The 25,419-nt window shown below is 66.5% G+C and carries 26 protein-coding genes and 1 pseudogene; 16 read left to right on the top strand and 11 right to left on the bottom strand.

The features are described from left to right. The 3 genes from VFH65_RS28420 to VFH65_RS28430 all read right to left on the bottom strand — a co-directional run. Nucleotides 1–1,089, bottom strand: a 1,089-nt coding sequence (locus tag VFH65_RS28420) for a ubiquinol-cytochrome c reductase iron-sulfur subunit (RefSeq protein ID WP_353326331.1), incomplete at its 3' end; no start/stop codon positions are given. Further along, complete coding sequence (locus VFH65_RS28425) at nt 1,086–1,907, bottom strand: c-type cytochrome (RefSeq protein WP_353326333.1); 822 nt, start codon at nt 1,905–1,907, stop codon at nt 1,086–1,088. The genes VFH65_RS28420 and VFH65_RS28425, both read right to left, overlap by 4 nt. Continuing rightward, entirely contained in the window at nt 1,904–2,515 is a 612-nt protein-coding gene (locus VFH65_RS28430) for a cytochrome c oxidase subunit 3 (protein WP_353326335.1), read from the bottom strand. Before VFH65_RS28430 ends, VFH65_RS28425 begins: the two co-directional genes overlap by 4 nt. Nucleotides 2,516–2,582: 67 nt before the next feature. Between VFH65_RS28430 and trpD the strand changes: the two genes are divergently transcribed. Continuing rightward, a complete protein-coding gene (gene trpD, locus VFH65_RS28435) occupies nt 2,583–3,665 on the top strand; it encodes an anthranilate phosphoribosyltransferase (protein WP_353326337.1) in 1,083 nt (360 codons plus the stop codon). Here trpD and VFH65_RS28440 read toward each other — a convergent pair. After that, nucleotides 3,603–5,399: pseudogene (locus VFH65_RS28440) on the bottom strand (DEDD exonuclease domain-containing protein); the annotation flags it as partial. The gene trpD and the pseudogene VFH65_RS28440 overlap by 63 nt on opposite strands. Before the next feature lie 112 nt (nt 5,400–5,511). On the opposite strand from VFH65_RS28440, the gene VFH65_RS28445 reads away from it, so the two are divergent. The 4 genes from VFH65_RS28445 (at nt 5,512) to VFH65_RS28460 (ending at nt 8,964) form a co-directional block, all read left to right on the top strand. Next, nucleotides 5,512–5,739, top strand: a complete 228-nt coding sequence (locus tag VFH65_RS28445; protein WP_353326339.1) for a hypothetical protein — start codon at nt 5,512–5,514, stop codon at nt 5,737–5,739. 154 nt (nt 5,740–5,893) lie between these two features. Then, the gene (ripC, locus tag VFH65_RS28450) at nt 5,894–7,027 is read left to right on the top strand and encodes a peptidoglycan hydrolase RipC (protein WP_353326341.1); all 1,134 of its coding nucleotides are present in this window, start codon (nt 5,894–5,896) and stop codon (nt 7,025–7,027) included. Next, nucleotides 6,996–7,826, top strand: a complete 831-nt coding sequence (locus VFH65_RS28455) for a peptidase (RefSeq protein ID WP_353326343.1) — start codon at nt 6,996–6,998, stop codon at nt 7,824–7,826. Before ripC ends, VFH65_RS28455 begins: the two co-directional genes overlap by 32 nt. A gap of 10 nt (nt 7,827–7,836) precedes the next feature. Continuing rightward, complete coding sequence (locus VFH65_RS28460) at nt 7,837–8,964, top strand: glycosyltransferase family 4 protein (RefSeq protein WP_353326345.1); 1,128 nt, start codon at nt 7,837–7,839, stop codon at nt 8,962–8,964. A gap of 205 nt (nt 8,965–9,169) precedes the next feature. Here VFH65_RS28460 and VFH65_RS28465 read toward each other — a convergent pair whose 3' ends face one another. After that, the gene (locus tag VFH65_RS28465) at nt 9,170–10,972 is read right to left on the bottom strand and encodes an AMP-dependent synthetase/ligase (protein WP_353326347.1); all 1,803 of its coding nucleotides are present in this window, start codon (nt 10,970–10,972) and stop codon (nt 9,170–9,172) included. 93 nt (nt 10,973–11,065) lie between these two features. On the opposite strand from VFH65_RS28465, the gene VFH65_RS28470 reads away from it, so the two are divergent. The 5 genes from VFH65_RS28470 (at nt 11,066) to VFH65_RS28490 (ending at nt 14,413) form a co-directional block, all read left to right on the top strand. Continuing rightward, nucleotides 11,066–11,455, top strand: a complete 390-nt coding sequence (locus VFH65_RS28470; protein WP_353326349.1) for a polyketide cyclase / dehydrase and lipid transport — start codon at nt 11,066–11,068, stop codon at nt 11,453–11,455. A gap of 70 nt (nt 11,456–11,525) precedes the next feature. After that, nucleotides 11,526–11,963, top strand: a complete 438-nt coding sequence (locus VFH65_RS28475) for an SRPBCC family protein (RefSeq protein ID WP_353326350.1) — start codon at nt 11,526–11,528, stop codon at nt 11,961–11,963. Then, nucleotides 11,956–13,224 carry an ArsA family ATPase gene (locus tag VFH65_RS28480; RefSeq protein ID WP_353326375.1) on the top strand — a complete coding sequence of 423 codons (1,269 nt, stop codon included), beginning with the start codon at nt 11,956–11,958 and terminating at the stop codon, nt 13,222–13,224. The genes VFH65_RS28475 and VFH65_RS28480 overlap by 8 nt, the downstream gene beginning before the upstream one ends. Next, complete coding sequence (locus VFH65_RS28485; protein ID WP_353326352.1) at nt 13,221–13,625, top strand: hypothetical protein; 405 nt, start codon at nt 13,221–13,223, stop codon at nt 13,623–13,625. Before VFH65_RS28480 ends, VFH65_RS28485 begins: the two co-directional genes overlap by 4 nt. A gap of 89 nt (nt 13,626–13,714) precedes the next feature. After that, nucleotides 13,715–14,413, top strand: coding sequence for a lysophospholipid acyltransferase family protein (locus VFH65_RS28490; RefSeq protein WP_353326354.1), 699 nt, complete (start codon nt 13,715–13,717; stop codon nt 14,411–14,413). On the opposite strand, the gene VFH65_RS28495 is transcribed toward VFH65_RS28490, so the two are convergent. Beyond that, the gene (locus tag VFH65_RS28495) at nt 14,410–15,687 is read right to left on the bottom strand and encodes a glycosyltransferase 87 family protein (RefSeq protein WP_353326356.1); all 1,278 of its coding nucleotides are present in this window, start codon (nt 15,685–15,687) and stop codon (nt 14,410–14,412) included. The genes VFH65_RS28490 and VFH65_RS28495 overlap by 4 nt on opposite strands. A 150-nt stretch (nt 15,688–15,837) precedes the next feature. Between VFH65_RS28495 and VFH65_RS28500 the strand changes: the two genes are divergently transcribed. The 4 genes from VFH65_RS28500 to VFH65_RS28515 are packed head-to-tail and all read left to right on the top strand — an operon-like array spanning nt 15,838 to nt 19,354. Further along, nucleotides 15,838–16,665, top strand: a complete 828-nt coding sequence (locus VFH65_RS28500; protein WP_353326377.1) for a hypothetical protein — start codon at nt 15,838–15,840, stop codon at nt 16,663–16,665. After that, on the top strand, nt 16,662–17,159 hold the full coding sequence (locus VFH65_RS28505) for a polyadenylate-specific 3'-exoribonuclease AS (protein ID WP_353326358.1): 498 nt from the start codon (nt 16,662–16,664) through the stop codon (nt 17,157–17,159). The genes VFH65_RS28500 and VFH65_RS28505 overlap by 4 nt, the downstream gene beginning before the upstream one ends. Nucleotides 17,160–17,194: 35 nt before the next feature. Then, the gene (locus VFH65_RS28510) at nt 17,195–18,583 is read left to right on the top strand and encodes a class II 3-deoxy-7-phosphoheptulonate synthase (RefSeq protein ID WP_353326360.1); all 1,389 of its coding nucleotides are present in this window, start codon (nt 17,195–17,197) and stop codon (nt 18,581–18,583) included. Nucleotides 18,584–18,628: 45 nt separating this feature from the next. After that, nucleotides 18,629–19,354: a DUF6199 family natural product biosynthesis protein gene (locus VFH65_RS28515; RefSeq protein WP_353326361.1), complete on the top strand. Its 726-nt coding sequence runs from the start codon at nt 18,629–18,631 to the stop codon at nt 19,352–19,354. A 5-nt stretch (nt 19,355–19,359) separates the two neighbouring features. On the opposite strand, the gene VFH65_RS28520 is transcribed toward VFH65_RS28515, so the two are convergent. Beyond that, nucleotides 19,360–20,565, bottom strand: coding sequence for a protein kinase domain-containing protein (locus tag VFH65_RS28520; protein ID WP_353326363.1), 1,206 nt, complete (start codon nt 20,563–20,565; stop codon nt 19,360–19,362). A gap of 37 nt (nt 20,566–20,602) precedes the next feature. On the opposite strand from VFH65_RS28520, the gene VFH65_RS28525 reads away from it, so the two are divergent. Beyond that, a complete protein-coding gene (locus VFH65_RS28525; protein WP_353326364.1) occupies nt 20,603–21,007 on the top strand; it encodes an Rv2175c family DNA-binding protein in 405 nt (134 codons plus the stop codon). Here the strand turns inward: VFH65_RS28525 and VFH65_RS28530 are convergent. The 4 genes from VFH65_RS28530 to VFH65_RS28545 all read right to left on the bottom strand — a co-directional run bounded on the left by VFH65_RS28530 (nt 20,994) and on the right by VFH65_RS28545 (nt 25,017). Next, a complete protein-coding gene (locus VFH65_RS28530; protein WP_353326365.1) occupies nt 20,994–22,523 on the bottom strand; it encodes an alpha-(1->6)-mannopyranosyltransferase A in 1,530 nt (509 codons plus the stop codon). The genes VFH65_RS28525 and VFH65_RS28530 overlap by 14 nt on opposite strands. Before the next feature lie 4 nt (nt 22,524–22,527). Then, nucleotides 22,528–23,613 carry a bifunctional (2E,6E)-farnesyl/geranyl diphosphate synthase gene (gene idsA2, locus VFH65_RS28535; RefSeq protein ID WP_353326367.1) on the bottom strand — a complete coding sequence of 362 codons (1,086 nt, stop codon included), beginning with the start codon at nt 23,611–23,613 and terminating at the stop codon, nt 22,528–22,530. Nucleotides 23,614–23,698: 85 nt separating this feature from the next. After that, on the bottom strand, nt 23,699–24,394 hold the full coding sequence (locus VFH65_RS28540) for an LppM family (lipo)protein (protein WP_353326369.1): 696 nt from the start codon (nt 24,392–24,394) through the stop codon (nt 23,699–23,701). 26 nt (nt 24,395–24,420) lie between these two features. Beyond that, nucleotides 24,421–25,017, bottom strand: a complete 597-nt coding sequence (locus tag VFH65_RS28545) for a GNAT family N-acetyltransferase (protein WP_353326371.1) — start codon at nt 25,015–25,017, stop codon at nt 24,421–24,423. 212 nt (nt 25,018–25,229) lie between these two features. Between VFH65_RS28545 and VFH65_RS28550 the strand changes: the two genes are divergently transcribed. Beyond that, on the top strand, nt 25,230–25,419 hold a 190-nt coding region (locus VFH65_RS28550; RefSeq protein ID WP_353326373.1), incomplete at its 3' end, for a DUF3040 domain-containing protein.

Consider the following 25,419-nt stretch of genomic DNA (forward strand, 5'->3'; position numbering starts at 1 on the left):
AGGACCGAAGATAGGTTTCGCGAAGTGCAAGGCATCGAACTGCGACTGGTGGCAAGGGCAGAGGATGCGATAACTCTGTTGCTCGTAAAGCGAAGAGGGGCAACCCAAGTGCGAGCAGACCTTGGTGAACGCGAACAGCTCGCCGAAGTTGAAGCTCTCCTGGCCCTTGCGCTTGACCACACGCGGCATGTCCTGGGCCTTGATGCGGATCAGCATGACGGGGTTCCGGACGCCCATCGCAATCTCGGTCAGATGGTGGGCAGACTCGACGGTGGTGCCGTCGCCGTCGGATTCCCGCCACGGGAACACGGTTTCCATGCCGCCGGCGTCGAGGTCTTCCGGGCGCATCTTGACGAACGGCGACTCACCCGGCAAGCCGGTCGCTCGGGCCAGGTAGATGGTCTCGCCGTGGAAACGCGGGGTCCAACCCGATGTCCACAGCTCGGCCTTGAGGCCGTCTGCGGTCGGCACCACCGGCTTCCACGGGTTCTTGATCAGACCGCCGATGAAAGCGACCAGCGTTCCGGCGCCGAACGCGCCGAGGCCGATGCCAAGCGAAAGGCCAATCAGCTTGCGCCGCTTGAGGGTTGAGGTCTCCAGTGCGTCGGTGAGGTTGGCCGCTATCGTCTTGCGCTGCAGTTCGGGGGAGCGGCCGTCGTGACGATCCTGGATCGAGACCTCTTCAGGGATGAACCTCTTCTGGAACAGCACGGCGCCGGCGCCGATGGCCAGGATCGACAGTCCGAACAGCAGACCGTAGAGCGGGGTGGCTAGCGAGTAGATGAACTCGCCCTCCGAGCCGTAGGGCTTGTACTCCCATGGCCAGAACAGGAACACCACTAGCAGCGCCAGGCCTGAAAGGCCGCCCAGCAGAAGCCAATACGCCACCATGCGCTCGGTGCGCTTCTCAGCCTTGGTGTCGGGAACCGGCCAGCGGTCTTCCTTGTAGACGATCTCGACGCCGTCGAGCTTGCCGCCGAGCTCGAGTAGCTGCTCGCGCGACATCGAAGCCAGTTCGGCGTCGCTGGGCTCACCGGGGATGCCCTTCTGGCCCGGTGTGTCTGTGCCCTTGATGTCGCCGTCGCTCATGCCCGAGATCCGATCCACAGCGCCGCACCGATCACGGCGACCATCCCGATAATCCACATCGCCATGCCTTCTGGGGCAGGGCCGAAGCCACCTAGTCCGTAGCCGCCGGGGTTGGGTGTCTCGGCTGCCTCCCGGACGTAGGCGACGATGTCGCGCTTCTCTTCCGGAGCGAGCTGGCGGTCGGAGAACTTCGGCATGTTCTGCGGGCCGGTGAGCATCGCGGTGTAGATCTGTGGCGGGGTGGCGTCACCCAGGTCCGGTGCGTACTTGCCGGACGACAACGCGCCACCCTTGCCGGTGAAGTTGTGGCAGGAGGCGCAATTCAACCGGAACAGGTCGCCGCCGCGGGCCACGTCGTCGCCGAGCAGCGACTCTTGGGCGATGTGCCCGTTCTCGTCGCGCGGGACCGTCGGTCCGCCACCATTTGCCTGCACGTAGGCGCCGAGCGCATCGGTCTGCGCCTCGTCGAACTGGGGGGGTTTCTTCTCGGCCTGGGCCTCGCCGCGCATCGCCGGCATGCGGCCGGTCGACACCTGGAAGTAGACTGCGGCTTCGCCGACACCGATCAGGCTGGGCCCGCGGTCCGGCACGCCCTGCAAGTTGACGCCGTGACAGCTGACGCACGACGTGTCGAACAGCTGCTTGCCTGTTCGCAACAGCGCCGACTGAGACTCGTCCGCGACCGCCACCTGTGGCGACGGTGTGAGTGTGGCCGCAAGGCCACCGGCGACGGCCAGTCCGATCAGCAGCAGCAGCGCTGCCGACAGGCGCCGGCGCAGCCGACGGCGGGACTTGTCGGTCATCGAACTCCTTCTCATCGGACGAAGTAAATGACGGCGAACAGCGCGATCCACACGATGTCGACGAAGTGCCAGTAGTACGAGACGACGATCGCGGCGGTGGCCTGGGCGGGCGTGAACTTGCTCATCCTCGTTCGGGCGAGCAGGAAGATGAACGCGACGAGCCCACCGATGACGTGCAGGCCGTGGAAACCGGTGGCCAGGTAGAACACCGAGCCGTACGCGCTGCTGGAGATCGACGTGCCCTCGCTGACCAGCTGGATGTACTCGTAGCCCTGGCCGAGGACGAAGAACAGGCCCATCAGGAAGGTGACGACATACCAGCGACGCAGTCCGAACACGTCGCCGCGCTCGGCGGCGAACACGCCCATCTGGCAGGTGAATGACGACGCGATCAGCACCAGCGTCACCGGCACGGCCTGGACCAGGTTCAAATGCGTGGGCGCGGGCGGCCAGTCGCCGCCGGCCTGGGCGCGCGCGGTGAAGTACATCGCGAACAGTCCAGCAAAGAACATCAGCTCGCTGGAAAGCCACACAATGGTGCCGACACTGACCATGTTGGGTCGGTTCAGCGAATGTACTCGCGACGTGATGGCGGTTCCCGAGGTCCCTACAGCGCTCGTCACAGTGCAAGTATGACGCTTTGTAGTTGTTGAACTCCACCCGGGTCGAGCAATTCGACATAATCAGCGGGTGGCATCCGAAGAAGCACAGCCGACCGGTTCCAATGACTCTCCGACGTGGCCGCAGGTCCTCGGCCGGTTGACCACGGGCCATGCCCTTGCGCCCGGTCAAGCGGGCTGGGCGATGGACCAGATCATGACGGGTTCGGCGACGCCCGCACAGATCGCCGCCTTCGGCGTGTCGATGAAGATGAAGCGTCCGACTCCCGCCGAAGTGACCGAGCTGGCCGACACCATGCTCAAGCACGCGCGCCGGGTGCCCACCGCGGAGATTGGCAACGAGACCGTCGACGTGGTCGGTACGGGTGGCGACGGCTCCAACACGGTCAACCTGTCGACGATGGCCGCCATCGTGGTGGCCGCGGCCGGGGTGCCGGTGATCAAACACGGCAACCGAGCCGCATCGTCGCTGTCCGGCGGCGCCGACACGCTTGAGGCGCTCGGTGTGCGCATCGACCTGGGGCCCGACGACGTCGCCCGCAGCGTCGCAGAGGTCGGCATCGGGTTTGCGTTCGCGCCGCAGTTCCACCCGTCGTATCGGCACGCCGGGGTCGTGCGCCGCGAGATCGGCGTGCCGACGGTGTTCAATCTGCTTGGGCCACTGACGAATCCGGCCTCGCCGCGGGCCGGTCTCATTGGCTGCGCCTGGGCAGATCTGGCGGAGGTGATGGCAGGGGTGTTCGCCACCCGGCGCTCCAGCGTGCTGGTGGTGCACGGCGACGACGGTCTCGACGAGCTGACCACCACGACCACCAGCACCATCTGGCGGGTCCAGGCTGGGACGGTGGAGCGGCTCACGTTCGACCCCGCGGCGTTCGGCTTCAAACGCGCCGAGCTTTCCGAATTGGTCGGCGGAGACGCGGAAGCCAATGCCGCAGAAGTTCGTTCGGTGTTCGGCGGTGCCAAGGGGCCGGTGCGCGATGCGGTGGTGCTCAACGCCGCCGGAGCGATGGTGGCCCACGCGGGACTAGCCAGCGACGCCAAATGGGTGCCTGCCTGGGAGGCCGGGCTTGCCCGCGCCACCGAGGCGATCGACTCCGGGGCGGCCGAGAAGCTGCTCGCGCGTTGGGTGCGGTTCACCCAAAAGGTCTGAGCCTGCGATTGCTCCCCAGCTTCCGCGTGGGCCCTGCTCGGCGGCCACCCGTGCCGAGCGCGCCGACGCGGCCCACGCCGAAAGGTGTCCCGCCGATCCCACCGGCGAGGCGTACCCGGGCTCTGCCCGCACGATGCGCACCCCTGGCTGCGCGAGCCAGCGCGCGATCAGCGCCGTCTCCTCGACAAGCGCCCCGCCAAGCGGCGCCGATGTTGGCAAAATCGCTTGTGCCCCAGCGCAAATCGCGTCGATGACCGGCATCGGCGGGACGCCACGGCCTGCGTTGCCCGCAGCTGCCAGCTGACCGTGCCGGATCACCGCCAGGTGCCATCCGCCGTTGCCGTCGGGGCGCGCCACCACCATTTCGGTGACGGCGGCGAGCGCCCGTAGCCGCTGGCCGCGCCACAACACGTCGATCGCCGCGGCGGCGTGATCGCGCAAGCGGGCCGCGGTTTCGTAGCGGTTGCGCTCGGCCAAGTCGGCGATGTGCGACAGCGCCGCTGTGAGGCCGCGGTTGTCGTGGCCCTCGATGAGTTCGGTCGCGCGCTGCGGTGCGTCCGCGTAGTCGGCGGCGGTGGCCTCACGCGGTGCGGGACACGGCGACAACTCACGCTCGGGACAGGCGTGCAGCGCGGAACGGCCGAGCCGCTTGGTGCACGTCCGCACCCCGGTGAACCGGGCGAGCAGCGCGGCGGTTTCGACTGCATCGGCGCGGGAGCGGAACGGCCCGACCGCGCAGTCGTGCTTGGGGGTGCGGACAATCGAAAACCGCGGGAACGCTTCGTCTGTCAGCACCACCCACCACCATCGGTGCGGAAACTTCGACCGGCGGTTGTAGGGCGGCGCGTGCGCGGCTAGCAATCGCAGTTCGCGCACCCCGGCTTCCAGGTCGTGCGCGCACTCGACGTGGTCGACCGCGGTGGCCAGCGACGCCATCTCCTTGATGCGGGTACGAGGGTCGGCGCCGTTGAAGTACTGGCCCACTCGCCTGCGCAGGTCGACCGCGGTGCCGACGTAGAGCACTTCGGCCGACGGTCCGCGGAACAGGTAGACACCGGGCCGATGGGGCAGCGCGTCCGCGAGATACCGCTTGCGGCGCTGGGCCGGTGTCACGTCGGGCAGATACGAACGCAGGTCGGTGTAGGTGTGCACGCCTTGGTTGCCGACCCGCTCGATCAGCCCGTGCAGCACGTCGACCGTGGCGCGCGCGTCGTCGAGAGCGCGGTGGGTCGGAGTGGTGGCGGCGCCGAACAGCTGCGCAAGGGCGGCCAGCCGCGCGCTGGGTGCCTCGTCGCGGGTGAGTACGCGGCGGGCGAGCCGCACCGTGCAGAGCACCGGCGGTTTCGGCCAGGCGATCTGACAGCGCTCGGCGGCGGCCTTGAGGAAGCTGATGTCGAATCCTGCATTGTGGGCGACCAGTACCGCGCCCCGGGCGAACTCCAGAAAGGTCGGAAGCACCGACTCGATGGTCGGCGCGTTGCACACCATCGCCGTCGTGATGCCGGTCAGCGCCACGATCTGGGGTGGGATGCTGCGCCCGGGATCGACCAGCGTGGCCAGCTCACCGAGCACCGCGCCGCCGCGCACCTTGACCGCCCCGATCTCGGTGATGGAGTCGTGGCCGTCACCTGAGGAGCGTCCTCCGGTGGTCTCCAGGTCGACGACGACGAAGGTGGTGTCGCGCAACGAGACCTCAGACAGTGGATCCACATCAGCGAAGCTGAGCTGGCCCATGGGCTGACGGTAAGGAAAGCCTCCGACAGCGCGGGGTTGCCACACCGGCGGCCGTTATCTGTCGGTACCCCTCGATACCGTGCGGACAACACCGAACCGAGAGGACTGCCACATGGCACACGATGAGCGGCCCGATACGGGCACGGTGAAGATCGACTGCGACGACTGCGCAGTACGCGGACCTGGGTGTAGCGACTGCGTCGTCAGCGTCTTGCTCGGGGTGCCCGACGCGTTGCTGGACGACGAGCGCCGGGCGCTGGAAGTGCTCGCCGACGTAGGATTGGCGCCGCGGCTGCGGCTGGTTCCGATCCATCGCCACGGCGATTCCGGAGTTGCCTAGAACGACACGCGCTAACAGGGGCGTGGAGACGAACTCTGAGACAGCTGTTAAATTTGCGTCCTCTGTTGGACAAGGCCGATGCCGTTTCGTAACCTATCTGAGACCTAAGAGCAGTCCGACGCGGATTCGTCACGGCAGTTGAAGGACGCAAATCTTGAGATTTGACCGCACGCACTGGAGCACGCGTTGGTTTAGACGACCCGTCATAGGTGTGATTGCCGGTTTAACGGTCTTCGGAAGCTTTCTCGCCGCAAATGTGCAGGCTGATCCCGCTGACGATGCTTTGGCAAAGCTCAACGAATTGTCGCGGCAAGCCGAGCAGACCACCGAGGCGATGCATTCGGCACAGCTGGATCTGAATAACAAGCTGGCTGTGCAGCAGGCCGCTGACGCAAAACATGCCACAGACGTTTCCGTCGTCGAATCGGCGAAGTCGAAATTGGCAACATTCCAGACCTCCGTCGACAAGTTAGCTGCGGCGCAATATATGGGCGGCAGGACCGACAGCCTCGACGCAATCCTGACGGCTACGTCGCCGCAGGGGCTCATCGATCAACTCTCCGTGCAGCGGGTGATGGCCGCCGAGATGTCGGCTCAGATGAAGAGCTATCGCGAGATCGGCGAACAGGCCGCTCTGGCCGAGCAGGCGTCCGCGAAGTCGGCCGCGGACGCCAAGACCGCCGCCGAACAGGCCGCCGCGGTGCGCGCCGACCTGCAATCCAAGCAAAGTCAACTGCAGTTGCAGATTGCCGTGGTCAAGTCGCAATACAACGCCCTGACCCCCAACCAGCGCGAGGCACTGGCGGCCATGCCACCCGCGCCGCCCGCGCCTCCCGCACCGCCACCTCCTGGTGACCCGGCAATCCTGGCCGCCCCGCCTGGCGCCATCCCACCCGGTGACATCGCACCGCCTGACGAGGCCCTTCCCGGCGCGCCCGGTGGCGGCGATCGCGCCGTCGCAATTCAGGCCGCGCTGAGCCGGATCGGTTCGCCGTATTCGTGGGGCGGATCCGGCCCGAGCGCCTTCGACTGCTCCGGACTGGTGATGTGGGCGTTCCAGCAGCAGGGCATTTCGCTGCCGCACTCCAGCCAGGCGCTGGCCAGCGGCGGGCAACCGGTGGATACATCACAGATGCAGCCGGGCGACCTGGTCACCTATTACTCCGACGCATCGCATGTGGGCATCTACATCGGCGACGGGATGATGGTGCACGCGTCGACCTACGGCACGCCGGTGCGAGTCGCCCCGGTGAACAATGCGCCGATCCACAACGTCCGCCGGTACTGACCGTCGACGGCTCGGTGCCCTCCTCGTCGCTGAGTTGATCTGCGCCGTGCTTGTTGTCGGTCGGCCCGACTCCGCTCCGACCGGTCCGGCGATCGCCACGCCTGCGTCGCTCACCACGCCTGCCGCGGCGTCGACCAGCCAGACGCTGAGCGACGGTCGCATCGTCCGCCTCGTCGGCTTGGGCGGGTCGCACACGGCTCCGCTGCTCGCGCGGATCGCGGCGCAGATGGATGACGCGGCGCAGGCCGTCACCGCGTTCTGGGGCCCCGATTGGCCGCGTGAGGTGCTCATCGTTGCTGCGGGCTCGGATGCGCAGTTCGCCAACCTTGCGGCCGGCGGTGCGGACATCGCCGCCACCACCACCGCGCAGCGCATCATGTTCGCCCCTGGCGCGGCGTCGATGAGCGATAGCGCGCTGCGAATCGTGTTGCGCCATGAGCTTTTCCATTACGCCGCGCGTGCCGACACTGCCGCCGACTCGCCACGCTGGCTGACCGAAGGTGTCGCTGATTACGTCGGGCGTCCACAGACGCCGCCTCCCTCGAACGCCGTCGAGATGGCGCAACTACCGACCGACGCCGACCTGGACACCGCGGGAAGTGCTCGGTCATTGGCATACGACCGGGCATGGTGGTTCAGCCGGTTCGTCGCCGACAAGTACGGCAGTTCGACGCTGCGGGCGCTGTATGTGCGGGCCTGCGGACACGGCCACCCCGATGTGGCGACAGCTGTGCGCGAAACCCTGGGTGCCGACCTCGACACGGTCCTGACCCGCTGGCAGCAATGGATCACGGGCTAATCTGGCCCGGATGACCCGACTTCTGCTGGTTACCAATGACTTTCCGCCGCGACGTGGCGGCATCCAGTCCTACCTCGAGGAACTGGTGGGCCAGCTCGTGCACACCGGCTCACACACACTGACGGTGTATGCGCCGAAGTGGAAGGGCTCCGACGACTTCGATCGAGCCGCGGCGTACGAGGTGGTACGTCATCCGGGCACGCTGATGCTGCCGGTGCCGTCGGTGGCCACCCGGATGCGGCGGCTCATCAAGCGACACGACATCGAAACCGTCTGGTTTGGAGCGGCCGCGCCGCTGGCACTGATGGCGCCGCTGGCCCGCGACGCCGGCGTCGGCCGCGTCATCGCCAGCACCCATGGTCACGAGGTTGGCTGGTCGATGTTGCCGCTGGCCCGAACGGCCTTGCGCCGCATCGGAAACGGCACCGACGTGGTGACCTACGTGAGCCAGTACACGCGCGGACGGTTCGCGTCGGCATTCGGAGCGGACGCCGCACTCGAGCACGTGCCGCCCGGCGTGGACACCGATCGGTTCGTACCCGACGAAGTCGCGCGCGCCGAGCTGCGCGCCCGGTATCGGCTGGGGGAGAGGCCGGTGGTGGTGTGTCTGTCGCGCCTGGTTCCCCGCAAGGGCCAGGACATGTTGATCCGCGCACTGCCGTCGATCCGGCAGCGCGTCCGCGGTGCCGCGCTGGTCATCGTTGGCGGCGGGCCGTACCGGACGACTCTTCGCCGGCTCGCGCACAGCTTCGGGGTTGCCGAGCACGTGGTGTTCACCGATGGGGTGCCCGGTGACGAACTTCCTGGGCACCACGCGATGGCCGATGTGTTCGCGATGCCGTGCCGCACCCGTGGTGGGGGCATGGACGTCGAGGGGTTGGGCATCGTCTACCTGGAGGCGTCCGCGACGGGAGTCCCGGTGGTCGCCGGGCGCTCCGGCGGCGCACCGGAAACGGTGCTCGACGGTGAGACCGGTCTGGTGGTCGACGGCTGGGACGTCGGCGCGATCGCATCGTCAGTCAGCGACCTGCTCGCCGACCCGGATCGGGCGGCCCGGATGGGCGCGGCAGGACGGCGCTGGGTGGTCGACAACTGGCAATGGCGCACTCAGGCGCAGCGGCTTGCCGCGCTGCTTTAGTGTCGTGAGTCATTAGTTCACGAGCAAGGGTGGGCGTCGGCCCGGACTGGCATCGCCCAACGTGCGCTGGCTGCGAAATTTCGCCGATTCTTTCGCCGTACATGCACGTTCGGTGTGAGCGGGACCGCGTCCTGCGTCTAGACGAGGTCAGCCGATCAGATCCTCCAGTCGGCAACTACTGTCGCCGATTTAGTGACTCAGGACACTAATCCTTGTCGTAGAGCGCTTCGATGTCGGTGGCGAACTTCTGAGCCACCACTTTGCGCTTGACCTTCATCGTCGGCGTCAGCTCGCCGGTGTCCTCGGTGAAGTCGACGGCCAATATGCGGAATTTGCGGATCGCCTCCGCCTTGGACACCGCCTGGTTGGCTTCCTTGACAGCGAGGTCGATCTCGGAGACGAGGTCGGGGTCGCCTACCAGGTCACCGACGGATGTGCCGGCGTCCTTGCTATTGCGTTGCTTCCAGCCGTCGAAGGCCTCGGGGTCGATCGTGATGAGTGCGGCGATGAATGGCTTGGCGTCGCCGACGGCCATCGCCTGGCTGATCAGCGGGTGCGCGCGCAGCCGGTCCTCGAGAATGGCCGGTGCGACGTTCTTGCCGCCCGCGGTGACGATGATTTCCTTCTTGCGGCCGATGATCGTCAGGAAGCCGTCCTCGTCGATCGCGCCGAGGTCGCCGGTGTGGAACCAGCCGTCGGAGAAGACGGCCTTGGTCTCCTCGTCGTTGTGCCAGTAGCCGCTGAACACGACGCCGCCCTTGACCAGCAGCTCATCGTCGTCGCCAAGGCGCATACTGTTGCCGGGCAACAACTTTCCGACGGTGCCGACCTTGACGTCGTCGACGCGGTTGACGGTGATGGCGGCACTGGTCTCGGTCAGGCCGTACCCCTCGTAGATGGTCAGGCCGACGCCGCGGTAGAAGTGGCCCAGCCGGGCGCCCAGCGGTGCGCCGCCCGAGATCGCGCCGCGGCAGTCGCCGCCGAGCGCGGCGCGAAGCTTTCCGTAGACCAGCCGGTCGAACAGTGCATGCTTCGCCCGCAGTAGCAGGCCCGCGCCGCCGGAGTCCTGCGCCTGGCTGAATTCGATCGCGGTGTTGGCGGCCATCTCGAAGATCCGGCCCTTGCCGTCGTTGCGCGCGTTCTGTTCCGCGGTGTTGTACACCTTTTCGAACACCCGCGGCACCGAGACCACCAGCGTCGGCTTGAACACACCGAACGTCGGGACCAGGTTCTTGATGTCGCTGGTGAATCCGAGCGTCACCTTGTTGGCGAACGCCGCCACGGTGATCGCGCGGGCCAGCACGTGCGCAAGGGGAAGGAAGACCAACATCTTCTCGCCCTTGTCCAGCAGGGTCGGGAAACAGTCCTTGGCTCCGCGGATTTCGTAGCTGAGGTTGGAGTGGGTCAGCTGGCAACCCTTGGGCCTCCCGGTGGTGCCCGAGGTGTAGATCAGCGTGGCCGGATCCGCGGCCTTGATCGCAGCCAGCCGGTCATCGAGCTGCTTAGGGTCGACCGAGGAGGCCGCCTCGGCGAGCTCGTCAAGTGCAGCGGTGCCAGAACCCTCGATGCGCAGCACCTTGCGCAGCTCGGGCAGCTCGCCCTTGAGGTGCTCGATCTTGTCGGCGTGCGCGTCGGTCTCGGCGAAGATCAGCACCGCGCCGGAATCGGCCAGCACGAACTTCACCTGCTCGGCCGAGCTCGTCTCGTAGATGGGTACGGTGACCGCACCCGCGGCCAGAATGGCGAAGTCGAGAATGGGCCATTCGTAGCGCGTCGCCGACAGCACCGCCACCCGATCGCCGGGCTTGACGCCCTCGGCGATCAAACCCAAAGCGGTCGAACGGATCTGGTCGGCTGCCTGCTTACACGAGACATTGGTCCATGCCCCGTCGACCAGGCGCTGGAAGATCACGTGGTCGGGATCGTCGCGTTCGTGGGCGAACACGGACGACACGACGTTGTCGTGCTCGCCGACGGTGAATGATGCAGGAACACTGAACTCGCGCACGATATTGGCCTCTCGACATCCAGCGGCTTTGCCTTTCCCAGCCTAGTCGGCCGCCATCGGCCAGGTCAGGCGCATATGTGAAGCTTGTACCCGATGAACAGCATCCAAATCGCGGACGAAACCTTCGTCGCCGCCGACCCCGCCGAGGTCGGCAGGGCTATCGGGGATCCCGCGAGCTGGCGACGGTGGTGGCCCGACCTGCGATTAACGGTGGTCGAGGACCGCGCAGCGGCCGGGCACCGCTGGACCGTGACCGGCGCCCTGACCGGGACAATGGAGATCTGGTGCGAACCCGTCCTTGACGGCGTCATCTTGCACTATTTTCTTCACGCCGAACCGTCCGGTGTGGCGGCGTGGCAGCTGGCCAAGATGAACCTGGCCAAGTGCAACCATCAGCGCCGGGTGGCCGGCAAGAGGATGGCGTTCGAGGTCAAGCAGCGGCTGGAGGCTTCGCGGCCAGTGGGGTTACCGCCGCTGGCCTGATAGTTCGGCCAGAGCATTCGGGGGAAGGTAGATTTTCTGCCATTAAGCAGACCTAGCGGGGAAGAATTCAGTGGCGGACAAGACGGCGCAGACCATCTACATCGATGCCGATCCGGGAACGGTGATGGACGTCATCGCCGATATCGGCTCCTATCCGGAGTGGGTCGCCGAGTACAAGGAGACCGAGGTACTCGAGGCCGACGACGCGGGCTACCCGAAGACGGCCCGGCTCGTGCTCGACGCCGCCGTCCTCAAGGACACCATGGTGCTGTCCTACGATTGGCCGCCCGACCACGGCTCGGTACGGTGGACATTGGTGTCGAGCTCGCTGCTCAAGGCGCTCGATGGCGCATATCGATTGACGCCCAAGGGATCTGGAACAGATGTTACCTATGAGCTCTCGGTCGACCTGATCATCCCGATGATCGGGCTACTGAAACGCAAGGCTGAACGTCGCCTCACGGATACCGCATTGAAGGACCTCAAGAAACGAGTCGAGGCTGAGTGAATCGGCAGCCGCCGCCCGTATCAGTCTCTTCGTCGGTAAGGGCGGCGTAGGTAAGTCGACGTTGGCGACAGCCACCGCCGTGCGCGACGCGCGCGCAGGACTGCGAGTGCTGATCGTGTCCACCGACCAGGCCCACTCGATCGGTGACGTGCTGGGCGTGACGGTCACGCCGACCGGCCTGCGCGAGCCGACGCGGGTGCTCGCCGACTTGGATGTTGGGGGAGATGCCGGCAACGGCGGGTTCCTCGACGCGCTGGCGCTGGACACCCTGGCGCTGCTAGAGGGGCGATGGCGCGATATCGCCGGCCTGCTGTCCAGCAGATTTCCGGAATCTGATCTGGGTGCCGTTGCGCCAGAGGAACTTTCGGCGCTGCCGGGTATCCAGGAGGTGCTTGGCCTTCACGAGGTCGGCGAATTGGCGTCTTCGGGGGAGTGGGACCACGTCGTGGTCGACTGCGCCTCGACGGCCGATGCGCTGCGCATGCTGACGCTGCCCGCGACGTTCGGCCTCTATGTCGAGCGGGCATGGCCGCGGCACCGTCGCCTTTCCGGCGCTTCCGAGGACGCGCGCTCGGCCGCCATCGTCGGACTGCTCGAACGCATCGGAGCCGGCACCGAACAACTGAGCTCGCTGCTCACCGACGGGGAGCGGGTCAGCGCATTTCTGGTGCTGACGGCCGAACGCGTGGTGGCCGCGGAAGCGGTGCGCACCATGGGGTCGCTGGCGTTGATGGGCGTGCGGATCGACGAGCTGATCGTCAATCAGGTTCTGCTGCAGGATGATTCGTACGAATATCGCAATCTGCCCGAGCATCCGGCGTTCGACTGGTATTCCGAGCGCATCGGCGAACAGCAGACGGTGCTGGCCGAACTGGACACGAAGATCGGTGACGCTGCGCTGGTGCTCGTGCCGCACGTGGCAGGCGAACCAATCGGCCCCAAGGCGCTCGGCGAACTGCTGGACGGCGCGCGTCGCCGCGACGGTTCGCCGCCGCCGGGACCGGTGCGCCCGATCGTCGACCGCGAATCCGGATCTGGCCTCGAAGCCGTCTACCGATTGCGGCTAGAGTTGCCGCAGGTCGACTCCGCCGCGTTGACGTTGGGCCGGGTCGACGACGACTTGATCATCGGCGCCGGCGGGATGCGGCGCCGCGTTCGGCTGGCGTCCGTCCTGCGGCGGTGCATTGTGATGGACGCCCAGTTGCGAGGCAGCGAGTTGACGGTGCGTTTTCGACCGAATCCGGAGGTGTGGCCAGCGTGAGTGGGGCTCACCCAGATCTCGGTCCCGAACTGCGGCAGTTGGCGCAGACCATTCTGGACAGACTCGATCCGGCGGTGCGAATGGCCGCAGCCCGCGCGGCGAGCAGCGCGGGATCCTCCCAGGGGCCCCCCAAGTGCCAGCAGGTGTGGTGCCCCGTCTGTGCGCTCGCCGCGTTGGTGTCCGGTGAGCAGCATCCGCTACTGAGCGTGGTCGCCGAACACAGCGTGGCGCTGCTGACCGTGATCAGGGCGCTCATAGAAGACACTGCAGACACAACCGATGGCAAAGGACCGCCCGAATCGCCGCAGCCACCGTCGTCGCCTGGCGGTCCGGACGGTGACGAACCGCCGCCGCAGGGTCCGGGCCGCTATCAGCACATCCCGGTGAGTGTCGAAGAGTGACCTCGCGCGTCGGCAATGTGGTCGCATCCACACTGCGTGGGTAAAGTTGTCGCAGAGCACCGTCCGGCGCTCGGTCCTGGGGAGGGTCCATGTGGTATTGGCTGTTTAAGTACATCTTCATGGGTCCCCTGCTGTCGCTGCTGGGTCGCCCGAAAGTCGAAGGGTTGGAATATGTTCCGCATTCCGGCCCGGTGATCTTGGCCAGTAACCACCTTGCCGTCGCGGACAGCTTCTATCTGTGCCTGGTGGTGCGGCGCCGGATCACCTACCTGGCCAAGGCCGAGTACTTCACTGGCACCGGGCTCAAGGGCTGGTTCAAGCGCTGGTTCTTCACTTCGGCCGGTCAGGTGCCGATCGACCGCACCGATGCAGACGCTGCGCAGAGCGCGCTGAACACCGGTGGGCGGATTCTGCGGGAGGGCAAGCTGCTCGGCATGTATCCCGAAGGCACCCGCTCGCCCGACGGCCGGCTGTACAAGGGCAAGACCGGACTCGCCCGGCTGGCGCTGCAGACCGGTGTGCCGGTGATTCCCGTCGCGATGATCGGAACCGACATCGTCAACCCTCCTGGCAGCAAGATGTGGCGGTTCGGCCGCGTGAAGGTCAAGTTCGGCAAGCCGATGGACTTCAGCAGGTTCGAAGGCCTTGCCGGCAACCGGTTCATCGAGCGTGCCGTCATCGACGAGGTGATGTACGAGCTGATGCGGCTGTCCGGGCAGGAGTATGTGGACCTCTACGCTGCGGACGTCAAAGAGGGCAAAGAACCCAAGGCCCAGATCGCCGCTTAGTTGACCGCGGGCACCGGCGCGGCGTCGACCGCCTGCCGATTGCGCTCGGCGGTGCGCGACGAAATCGTGCCTGCCACGACGATCACCGCCAGCGCCCACCAGACGTACGAGCCGCCGGCGAGCTGACGCCACAACGACGCGGCCGTCTCCTCGTGCTCGCGCATCAGCGGGATCGGTGTCCACACCATCAGCGCGATACCGGCCAGGGTCACCAGGCCGAGCGCGACATGCCGGTGGCGATAGGCCAGCACCGTGCACACGAGCACGGCAGGCAACGCCCACACCCAGTGGTGCGACCACGACACCGGCGAGACCACCAGACCGAACATCGCCACGCAGATCAGTGCCATCACCGGTTCGTCGGCTTTGAACGCGCGCCGGGCGGCCCACACCGTCAGCCCCAGCACAGCGAAGCAGGCCAGCGTCCACACCACGAACCGCTCACCTTCGCCGAGGCCCAGCCGGGCCAGCGCGCCCGCGATGTTCTGGTTGGTGTTCAGAGTGACGGTGCCGATCCGGTCGGTGTTGCTCACGGTTTCGGTCCAGTACTCCCAGGAGTCGCGCCACGCGAACGCGAAGCCGGCGAGTGTGGCCACCACTGCCGACGCCACCGTCACGAGCAGAGCCCGTGTGTCGCGTCGCAGCAGGAAGTACAGCAGGAACACCGCAGGGGTGAGCTTCAGGGCGATCGCCAGGCCCAGCAGCATGCCCCGCGGCCATGGCGTCTTACGCGGCACACAATCGGCGATCACCAGCGTCATCAACACCACGTTGATCTGCCCGAAGTCGAAGTTCGACCGGATCGGTTCCAGGTAGATCACCGCGGGCGCCACGACGGCCGCGGCCAGCCAGCACCGGCGCAGCCAGGCCGGCTCGCCGGTCAAGGATGTCTCCGGCCACACGTTCAGCCGGGTCAGCACCAGCACGGTCGACGCGATCAGCAGCACCAACGTGGTCGATGTGATCGCGGCGCTGGCCACAGGAAGCGGCAGCCAGGCAAACGGAGCGAAGGCGACTGCCGCCAGCGGCGGATAGGTAAACGGCAGGTCCAGGCCGCCGCGGGTGTGGAACATGGTGCCGTCGGCGTACAGCGGCCTGCCGTCGAGCCAGGCCTGACCGCCCATCCGGTAGACGTCGACGTCGATGCGGTACGGCGTGTGGCCAAGCAGGCGCCAGCCGGCCCAGGCCAACGCCGCAACGGTGAGCAGCTGGAACAGCCGCCAGGCGAGCGTTGGCCCCCAACCAGCCCCGCCGGGCGACCGCCAAATACTCATGTCGCAGACCACACTATCGGGGCGCAGCGGCGCGTCGACCGGTATCCCGGCCCCGACGCGCGCAGGTCGGCGTAAGTTTTCTGCGTGTTCGACGCACAAAAGATCGACTTCAGCTTCGACTTCGCCATCCCACCGGAGCGGTTACCGCTGATGTGGTGCCTGATCGCCTTCCTCCTGACGTTCTTGGTGACGCGCACTATCGTCCGGTACATCCGCGCGCACGCCGACAGCGATGCGCCGCGCAAGTGGTGGCAGCCGCGCAATTTGGGCCATGGCTCGGTGCACATCCACCATGTGGTGATAGGCGTAGTGCTGGTCATGGTCTCCGGGGTGACGATGGTGACATTGGCGGTCGACGGTGGAGTACCCGAATTTACGGCAGCCGCAATCTTTTTCGGTATCGGCGCCGCGCTGGTCCTTGACGAGTTCGCCCTGATCCTGCACTTGCAGGATGTGTACTGGGCAGAGGATGGCCGGACATCCGTGGACGCGGTATTCGCTGCGGTGGCAGTGGCAGGGCTGCTGATAGTAGGCCTCAACCCGCTGGCATTCTTCGATGTCAGCCTGTGGCGCGATGATCACTCGCTGGCGGCGCGCGCCGCGGTGGTTGGCGGCGCGATCCTGACACTGATGCTCGCGGTGATCGTCCTGCTCAAGGGCAAGGTGTGGACCGGGCTGGTCGGCATGTTCATCACCCCGCTGCTCGTGATCGGCGCACTGCGGCTGTCCCGCCCGCACGCACCGTGGGCGCGCTGGCGATACAGCAATCGGCCCCGCAGGATGCACAAAGCTCTTGAGCGGGAACGCAGGCAGCGCCGGCCCGTGGTTCAGGCGAAGCTCTGGCTTCAGCACGTGGTCGCGGGGGAGCCACACTTCCCCGACGACAAGGAAGTCAACGAGCAGCTGGACCGCGAGATCCATGCCGCGCCCGCTCCTGCCGAACGTCCGCAAGCCGCGCGGGATAAGGCAGGAGTGTGAGGTACTTCTACGACACCGAGTTCATCGACAACGGCCGCACCATCGAGTTGATCTCGATCGGTGTCGCCGCCGAGGACGGCCGCGAATATTACGCGATCTCAACCGAATTCGATCCGGATCGGGCCGGCAGCTGGGTGCGCAAACATGTGCTGCCCAAGCTCCCGTCGCCGGCGTCGCAACTGTGGCGCTCGCGCAGGCAGATCCGCGCGGAATTGGAGGACTTCTTCGGCGTCGACGGCGACGAGCCGATCGAGCTGTGGGCCTGGGTCGGCGCCTATGACCACGTGGTGCTGTGCCAGCTGTGGGGGCCGATGACCGATCTGCCGCCCGCGATTCCGCGGTTCACCCGTGAGCTGCGCCAGTTCTGGGAGGAGCGCGGCTCGCCGCGAATGCCTCCACGCCCACGCGACGCGCACGACGCGCTGGTCGACGCACGGCACAATCTGCTTCGATTCCGGCTGATGACCACGGGCGTCCTACCTGCGCAGGCATGAAAAAAGCGGTATCGGCGCCCAGCTACCATGAACGGGTGAACTGGACCGTCGACGTACCCATCGACCAGCTGCCTCCGCTGCCGCCATTGCCCGACGAACTGCGGCACCGGCTGGACGCTGCCCTGGCCAAGCCGGCGGCCCAGCAGCCCAGCTGGGACGCCGATGCGGCCAAGGTCATGCGCACGGTATTGGAGAGCGTTCCCCCGGTGACCGTGCCGTCGGAGATCGAGCGGCTCAAGGGACTGCTTGCCGACGTGGCCCGCGGCGAGGCGTTCTTGCTGCAGGGGGGCGACTGCGCCGAGACGTTCGCCGATAACACCGAGCCGCACATCCGGGCCAACATCCGCACTCTGCTGCAAATGGCGGTGGTGCTCACCTATGGCGCCAGCATGCCGGTGATCAAGGTGGCCCGCATCGCCGGGCAGTACGCCAAGCCGCGATCGGCCGACATCGACGCGCTGGGCCTGAGGTCCTACCGCGGCGACATGATCAACGGCTTCGCCCCCGACGCCGCGATGCGCGAGCACGACGCGTCGCGGCTGGTGCGCGCGTACGCCAACGCCAGCGCCGCGATGAACCTGGTGCGTGCACTCACCTCCGGTGGCCTTGCGTCGCTGGATCTCGTGCACGACTGGAACCGGGAGTTCGTCAGGACGTCGCCTGCAGGTGCCCGCTATGAGGCGCTGGCCGGCGAGATCGACCGCGGCCTGCGGTTCATGAACGCGTGCGGCGTCAACGACCCGAACTTGCAAACCGCCGAAATCTACGCCAGCCATGAGGCTTTGGTGCTCGACTACGAGCGCGCGATGCTGCGGCTGTCCGACGATGCGAGTGGCGAGCCCAAGCTGTATGACCTCTCCGCGCACTACGTGTGGATCGGGGAGCGCACCCGCCAGCTCGACGGCGCGCACGTCGCGTTCGCCGAGGTGATCGCCAACCCGATCGGGGTGAAGATCGGGCCGACGATGACCCCGGAGCTGGCCGTCGAATACGTCGAACGGCTCGATCCGCACAACCAGCCGGGGCGGCTCACGATCGTCAGCAGGCTCGGCAACAACAAGGTGCGCGATCTGCTGCCGCCGATCATCGAGAAGGTGCAGGCCACCGGCCATCAGGTCATTTGGCAGTGCGACCCGATGCACGGCAACACCCACGAGAGCTCGACCGGCTACAAGACCCGCCACTTCGACCGCATCGTTGATGAGGTGCAGGGGTTCTTCGAGGTGCACCGCGCGCTTGGCACCCATCCGGGCGGTATCCACGTCGAGATCACCGGCGAGAACGTCACCGAGTGCCTCGGCGGTGCGCAGGACATCTCGGACTCCGACCTGGCCGGCCGCTATGAGACTGCGTGCGATCCCCGGCTGAACACCCAGCAGAGCCTCGAGCTGGCATTCCTCGTCGCGGAGATGCTGCGCGACTGAAATTGCCGCGCCAGCGGTGTGCCCGACGACAATACGATCCTCTACGTGGGTCTTGCGATTGTCGTTCTGGTCATTGGCATTCCGATCGGGCTGTACATGCTGTTGCGGCCCAAGCATGTCTGGTGGACCTTCGAGTCGTGGAAGTACAAGAATCCGGAGGCCAACGAGCCCAGTGAGACCGCGTACGGGCTGTCCGCGCTGAGTGGTGGCGGCGTCATCGTGGCGGCGATCATCCTGGCCTGGGTGGCATGGTCGACGGAAAAGGACCAACGGGCCGCCGAGGACAGGCGCCAGGTGGAGGCGGCCGAGCAGAAGGCCATCGACGAGTATGTGGCACCGAAACCGGAGAACCGCGGCCAGTTGCCCGTCATCGGATACGTCGTGACGCCGCAGCAAAACGGACGGCAGACCTACGAGGTGTTCTTTCTGCAACCGCCGGACGTGTACCCGGCAGATATCAAGAACTTTGGCGCCGAGAAGGGCTGGTTCAATTGCGTCACTCGGGTGGGTGAAAGTCGCAAAACGAACCCGGTGACGGTCAGCGCCCACCTGAGCTGGGAGCCGACAGCGCCGCCGGATGACGGCGAAGCCGACAAATGCACCGTCGATGCGCTGGCGCAGTCGAGTGAGATCGATTCGGAGTTCTTCTCGCTTGAAACGCCGTCGCCCATAGTCACCGACTCCGCCATCGTCGACGTGAACGGAAAGGTATTGATGCCCGCGGGGCCGGGCAACGCCGTGCCCAAGCTGGAGGTCCCACCGCGCCGGTAGGCCGCTCAGATCAGGTTGACGATATTGCTGCCGACAGTCCATGCGGCGGCGGCGACCAGCCCGGTCAGCGTCAGCACCGCGACCACCCAGAACAGCAGTACCCGCTTGGCGCGCTGGCGGGCCCAATAGAACTCGTCGATATCGATACCGGCGAATTGCCCTGACACGCCTTGATATTCGAGATCGTCGTCCGGCGGGACCGGCTGCATATCATCGCGAGTGAGCTCGCGGGTGTGCTGACGCGCCGGGGCGGCCGGCGCGACGGCACGCTGCTGGGTGATCGCGCTGCGGTGAAGCGACGCCGACAGATGCTGGGCCGAATTGCGCGGCGCGGGCACCCGGAAGTCGGGCAGGCCCAGCTCGTCGACGATCGCGTCGAGTTCGGTGCCCATGTCCATCGCGTCGGCGAATCGTTCGGCAGGGTCGCGGGCGGTGGCTTGGCGCACCAGATCGTCGAATAGCGGTGGCACCCCGGCGATCACGCGGCTGGGCGGTGCGACGTCGTTGTCCATTCGCTGATATGCCACCGCCAGCGCGCTGTCTCCGGTGAACGGGGTGGCGCCGGTCAGCAGCTCGTAGGCGAGGATGCCGACGGAGTAGACATCGCTGCGCGGAGAGGCGTCGCCGGTCGCGACCTGCTCCGGCGACAGATAGGCGGCGGTGCCGAGAATCACGCTCGTCGAGGTGATCTTGGCTTCGGCCACCGCGCGAACCAATCCGAAGTCGGCGATCTTCACGTCCCCGTCGTCGGAGATGAGCACGTTCTCCGGCTTGATGTCGCGGTGCACCAGCCCGGCGGCGTGTGCCACCGCGAGACCGCTCAGCACCGGGCGCAGGACGGCAGCAACGGCGTGCGGCGGCATCGGGCCACGCTCGCGCAGCAGCTCCCGCAGTGTCCCGCCCTCGATGAGCTCCATCACCAGAAAGGGATGCTGGCCGTCGATGCCCTGGTCGTAGACGGCTACCAGGCCAGGATCCTTCAGCCGGGCGACCGCGCGGGCCTCGCGCTGGAAGCGGGTGAGGAACTGCTGATCTCCGGCATAGCGCGAATCCATGACCTTCAGCGCCACCGGCCGGTCCAGCCGGAGATCGAGTCCGCGGTACACCGCTGACATGCCGCCGGTGGCGATCATCGTGTCGACGCGATACCTGCCATCAAGAACAATCCCGACGAGCGGGTCCGATTGCTGGTAGGCATCCACCGAAGACATGTTAACGACGCGGCCGTTGCGACTTAGACTCAATGCGGTGAGCAGCATTCCGGCCTCCGATGACGTCCTTGATCCAACTGAGGCGGTCTATGACCTGCCCACCGTCGCCACTTTGCTCGGCGTGCCAGTGACCAAGGTGCAACAGCAGCTCCGCGAAGGCCACCTCCTCGGGGTCCGCCGCAACGGCGCCATCGTGGTGCCAAAGGCGTTCTTCGACGACACCGGACACGTGGTGAAAAGCCTGGCCGGTCTGCTGGTTGTGCTCCACGACGGCGGATACCGCGACACCGAGATCGTGCGCTGGCTTTTCACGCCCGATCCGTCGCTGACCATCAGCCGCGACGGCGACAACGAACCACAGGCCAATGCCCGGCCCGTCGACGCCCTGCATTCGCACCAAGCTCGCGAGGTGGTGCGCCGCGCCCAGGCTATGGCGTATTGACCGCGGAGCGGTCGGGCGCAGTGAGTTCGGGCGCCTTGTAAAGCGAATACCACGCCGCCGCAGCGCACGCCGAGGCCAGCAGCACGTGCGCCCAGGAGTACATACCGTGGGCGCCGTCGGGTTTCCAGATCACCGCGATCCAGGTGGACAGCCCGGCGATCACCGCGACCGCCTGACGCGACTGCGCCAGCGCGGCGACCACCGCCAGCGGCCAGGTGTAATACCACGGCAGTGCGGCCGGCACGAACAGCACCACGACGCCCATCACCAACGCGATGCCCATCAGAGCTTCCCGGTCGGTGTGGCGAAACCGCCACCACAGCAACGGAAGTGAGATCGCGATGATCGCAATGCCGACGATTCGCGTGACATCTAGCACGGCGTAGAAGTTCACCGGCAGGAACAGGCCGCCGAAGACATTGATCACGTTGGCCGCCGCGGTCGGCACCGTCAGCCAGTTGATGATCTTCACCGACCCTGCCAACGCGGTCAGCCAGCCGAGGCCGACGCCGGCCATCAATGACAACACCGCGAACACCGCAACGAAGATCAGCGCCGATGCCGCAGTGGCCACCGCGAAAGCTTTCACCGGCGAGTACCCACGCCGGTCGCGAAGGTCGCGGGTCCAAACCCACACCATGAACGGAAGAGCCAGTCCCGCCGTGGCTTTCACCGCCACTGCGACCGCTATCAGGCTGGTGCCGGCGACATGTCTGCCCGAAAACGTCAGCGCGATCGCGGCCATCATCAGCCCGACCATCAACATCTCGTTGTGCACGCCACCCATCAGATGGATGATCACCAGCGGGTTCAGCACGCAGATCCACAGTGCGGCCGCCCCGTTGGCGCCGACATGGCGCGCCACGCGCGGAGCCGCCCAGATCAACAGCGCCAGCCCGGGCAGCATGCACAGTCGCAACAACATGGTTCCGGTGACGACGTCGTTGCCGACCAGCATCGTGACGAACTTGGCGACCAGGATGAACGCCGGTCCGTACGGGGCGGTCGTCGTCGTCCAGATCGGACTCACGTTGTCCAGCAACGAGTTCGGGTTGTCGATGGGGCCGACGGCGTACGGGTCGAAACCGTCGCGCAGCAGAGCGCCCTGCGCCAGATACGAATAGGTGTCGCGGCTGAACACCGGCACACTCAACAGCAGCGGCGCCAGCCAGAAGCCCGTCGTCGCGACCATCGTGTATTCGGTTGCCGTGCGGTCGATCACCCGACGGCCCAGCCACAGCCAGGCGATCAGCATCAGTGCGACCCCGCCCCATAGCAGCACCGACGACAGCACCAATCCGTGCCCGAATCGCAACCATGACAGATGCAGCGACTCCAGCAGCGGATCATGCAAGCGGGTGCTGCCCGCACCCAGCCCGCCTCCGGTGATCAATACGGCGCCGAGGAAGCCCAACCGTGCCTGCCGCGCCTGCGGCGAAGTCGCAAACGCTATCAGTCGTGAGAGATGCTGCGCCAGGCTGCTTTTCGGGGCCTGCGTCGGCGTGTCGGTTGTCATGCTCCTACGCGGACCGGTTCGCGACCATTCTGGCGAGCTCGGACAGCCCTACTTTCGCCCGCGCGTCGATCGGTGCGGCGTTCAGAATCTCGAGCGAGCGACGGGTGAGCACGTCGATGCGGTCCTCCACGGCGGCCAGCGCGCCGACCGACTCGATGACCAGGCACAGCTCCTTGACATGCGCGTCGGACAGTTCGGTGCCGATGGAGGTGCGCAACAGCTTGGCGGCCATCGGATCCATTTTCTCGGCCCGCTCGACCGCCTCGGCCAGCAGCACCGTGCGCTTGCCGGACCGCAGGTCGTCGCCGGACGGCTTGCCCGTCACCGCGGGATCGCCGAACACGCCGAGCACGTCGTCACGCAGCTGGAACGCCACTCCCAAACTTGTGCCCAGCTCATGGAAGGCGGCCAATAGGTCAGGACGGTCGGCGGCGGCAGCCACTCCGATCTGCAACGGTCGAGAGATCGTGTACGACGCGGTCTTGTAGATGTTGACGGTCATCGCCGACGCCACCGTCTCGGCACCGCTGGATTCGGCGACGATGTCGAGGTACTGCCCGCCGAGCACCTCTGTGCGGATGGCGGCCCAGACCCGCTGCACCCGCCGGTGCGCATCGACGGGGAGATCCGCGGTCGCCACGATGTCGTCGGCCCACACGAGCGCGAGGTCGCCCAACAGGATGGCCGCCGAAATGCCGAACTGTTCCGACGAGCCGTGCCAGGTGTTGACGCGGTGGTGGTCGGCGAACTGGCGATGCACGGTTGGAAGCCCGCGCCGCGTTGCGGAGGCATCGATGACGTCGTCGTGTACCAGCGCGCACGCCTGCAGCAGCTCGAGTGCGGAGATCAGCCGAAGTATCGAGGGCTCAAATGGGTCGGGGTTGTCGGTTACCGCGCGCCAGCCCCAGTACGCGAAGGCCGGCCGCAACCGCTTGCCGCCCCGCAGGACGAACTCTTCAAGGGCAGCGGTCAGCTTGCCGTAGTCGGTGCCCATATAGGCACAGTCGCGGCGACGTTCGGCCAGATAACGCCGCAATTGATCGGTGACGGCGCTGGCCAACTCGACGGCTGACGGTGCCGCTGCATCCACGCTCAGCGGGCGCCCCTTTCTCGACGTTCGGTTACTCGCCCCCGAGTGCACTCAGAGTAGAGCGTCGGCCGGGCCTCGGAGCAAGTCAGGCCGGGTTCTGCGGGTCATCGACGCGTGGGGAGCGGTCGCGGCTCGTGTAAGCCAGCCCGCCGATGATCCCGGCCACCAACAGCGACGCCACCCCAAGCCAGATCGCCGCGCCGGTGAACGAGCGGGCGCTGGGATCGGTATACCGCGCCTGGGCGTTCATCGTGCTGACGACGCCGGGACGCAACTTCCATTCGACGACCTCGGCCGAAACCTGGTCTCCGTTGGTCGACGTCACCTCGCCGGGGAAGGCCACGGACAGCGAGACGTCGGCCTCGGGATCGGCCAGCGACGTGAGGTCGGCACGGCCCTCGAGGATCACCAGATCGCCCGCGCGGCGCAGCGAGATGTCGACACCAGCGGCGTCTCGGTTCATGTTCGCCAGCTGCGGCAGCTCTGCGAATGTGAGGTCGGAGAACACGGCCTGCGAGCCGACGTAATCGTCACGGCTGTATTCGGACACCGCCACCTTCTGGGCGAACGGCAAGCTGTTGAGCAGCTGGGGGCCCTTGTCATCGGCGTCGCGGGGCTTTGCCGCCGCAACGATCTGCCCGGACACCCTGTCGTCCGGCGACACCGTGATCGACGCCCTGATCCGCACGCAACCGGCCGCCAACGGGACGACGAGCAGCAGCAGCAACACGACGGTGAGCAGGCGGATTCGGCTGCTGCGTCTTGGCTGGCGGACGCTCACGTGGTCATCGTGCCAGATCGCACGTGCTAAAGCGGCAGCGCCCGGCCCAGGATCGCGAAAGCTCGCGGATCGCCGGCGAAGTGGTAGCCGCGGATGATGTCACCGAATCCCAGCCGCCGGTAGAGCCGCCATGCCCTGTTGGCCTCGCCGTTGATTTCCGGTGTCGACAGCAACACATAGGCTTCGTCGCGATCGGCGAGCAGCCTGCGGGCCAGCGCCTCACCCAGGCCGCGGCCCTGCGCACGCGGCGCGATGTGCAGCTCCGTCAGCTCGAAGTAGCTGGTCATCAGCTCGCTGATCTGGGTGCGGTCCGCCCCGACCCGGTGCAGACCCTGTACGACCTGCTGCTGCCACCACTGATCGGGCGCGCCGCAATACCCGTAGGCGACCCCCAACATGGGCGCCGCGGCCAGGGTCGCCGCCGAACGATCGGCCGTGTCGTCGCGCACTTCCACCGCAGCGACGGCCTTCCAGCCCTCCCTGCGGGTGTGCTCCAACCACATGGACGCGCGCTGATCTTCGGTGCCACGGGGATAGCGCATGGCGTCGACGTAAATAGCCAGCGCGTCGGCGAGCCGGCGCTGCATATCGCCAGGCGACAGTTCGATCAGAAATGTCGCCAACTTCAGCCGTCCTTCTTTCCAGATCGAGCGGTGTCGTCCCCACCATTATCGAGTGAGCATGTTGCTGGCAGGCAGCGGTGCCCAACGTCATACAATCGACGGTGAACTAGGTGGTACGGCTCAGATTGACCTCGTATCATGACTGTTATGTGCTCGTAAATGCGGGCATACCCGAGTTTGAACAGCGGCCCGCGGCGGCAAGGGAGGGACGAATGCCACTCTCCGATCATGAGCAGCGCATGCTCGATCAGATCGAGAGCGCGCTCTATGCCGAGGATCCCAAGTTCGCGTCGAGCGTACGCGGTGGGACCCTGCGCGCTCCCTCGGCCAGACGCCGTCTGCAGGGCGCCGCGCTCTTTGTCATTGGCCTTGCCATGCTTATTTCCGGCGTTGCGTTTCCGG

Origin of the sequence: Mycobacterium sp., assembly GCF_035697385.1 — a bacterium.
In the GTDB taxonomy this organism is placed as follows: Bacteria; Actinomycetota; Actinomycetes; order Mycobacteriales; family Mycobacteriaceae; genus Mycobacterium.

Excerpts from the sequence above, each read along its gene's own strand:
- VFH65_RS28520 (WP_353326363.1), bottom strand. The coding sequence starts at position 20,565 with ATGTCTTCGGTGGATGCCTACCAGCAATCGGACCCGCTCGTCGGGATT.
- VFH65_RS28495 (WP_353326356.1), bottom strand. The coding sequence starts at position 15,687 with ATGAGTATTTGGCGGTCGCCCGGCGGGGCTGGTTGGGGGCCAACGCTC.
- VFH65_RS28470 (WP_353326349.1), top strand. The coding sequence starts at position 11,066 with ATGAACAGCATCCAAATCGCGGACGAAACCTTCGTCGCCGCCGACCCC.
- VFH65_RS28455 (WP_353326343.1), top strand. The coding sequence starts at position 6,996 with ATGCGCCGATCCACAACGTCCGCCGGTACTGACCGTCGACGGCTCGGT.
- VFH65_RS28425 (WP_353326333.1), bottom strand. The coding sequence starts at position 1,907 with ATGAGAAGGAGTTCGATGACCGACAAGTCCCGCCGTCGGCTGCGCCGG.
- VFH65_RS28460 (WP_353326345.1), top strand. The coding sequence starts at position 7,837 with ATGACCCGACTTCTGCTGGTTACCAATGACTTTCCGCCGCGACGTGGC.
- VFH65_RS28490 (WP_353326354.1), top strand. The coding sequence starts at position 13,715 with ATGTGGTATTGGCTGTTTAAGTACATCTTCATGGGTCCCCTGCTGTCG.
- VFH65_RS28530 (WP_353326365.1), bottom strand. The coding sequence starts at position 22,523 with ATGACAACCGACACGCCGACGCAGGCCCCGAAAAGCAGCCTGGCGCAG.
- VFH65_RS28500 (WP_353326377.1), top strand. The coding sequence starts at position 15,838 with ATGTGGTGCCTGATCGCCTTCCTCCTGACGTTCTTGGTGACGCGCACT.
- VFH65_RS28445 (WP_353326339.1), top strand. The coding sequence starts at position 5,512 with ATGGCACACGATGAGCGGCCCGATACGGGCACGGTGAAGATCGACTGC.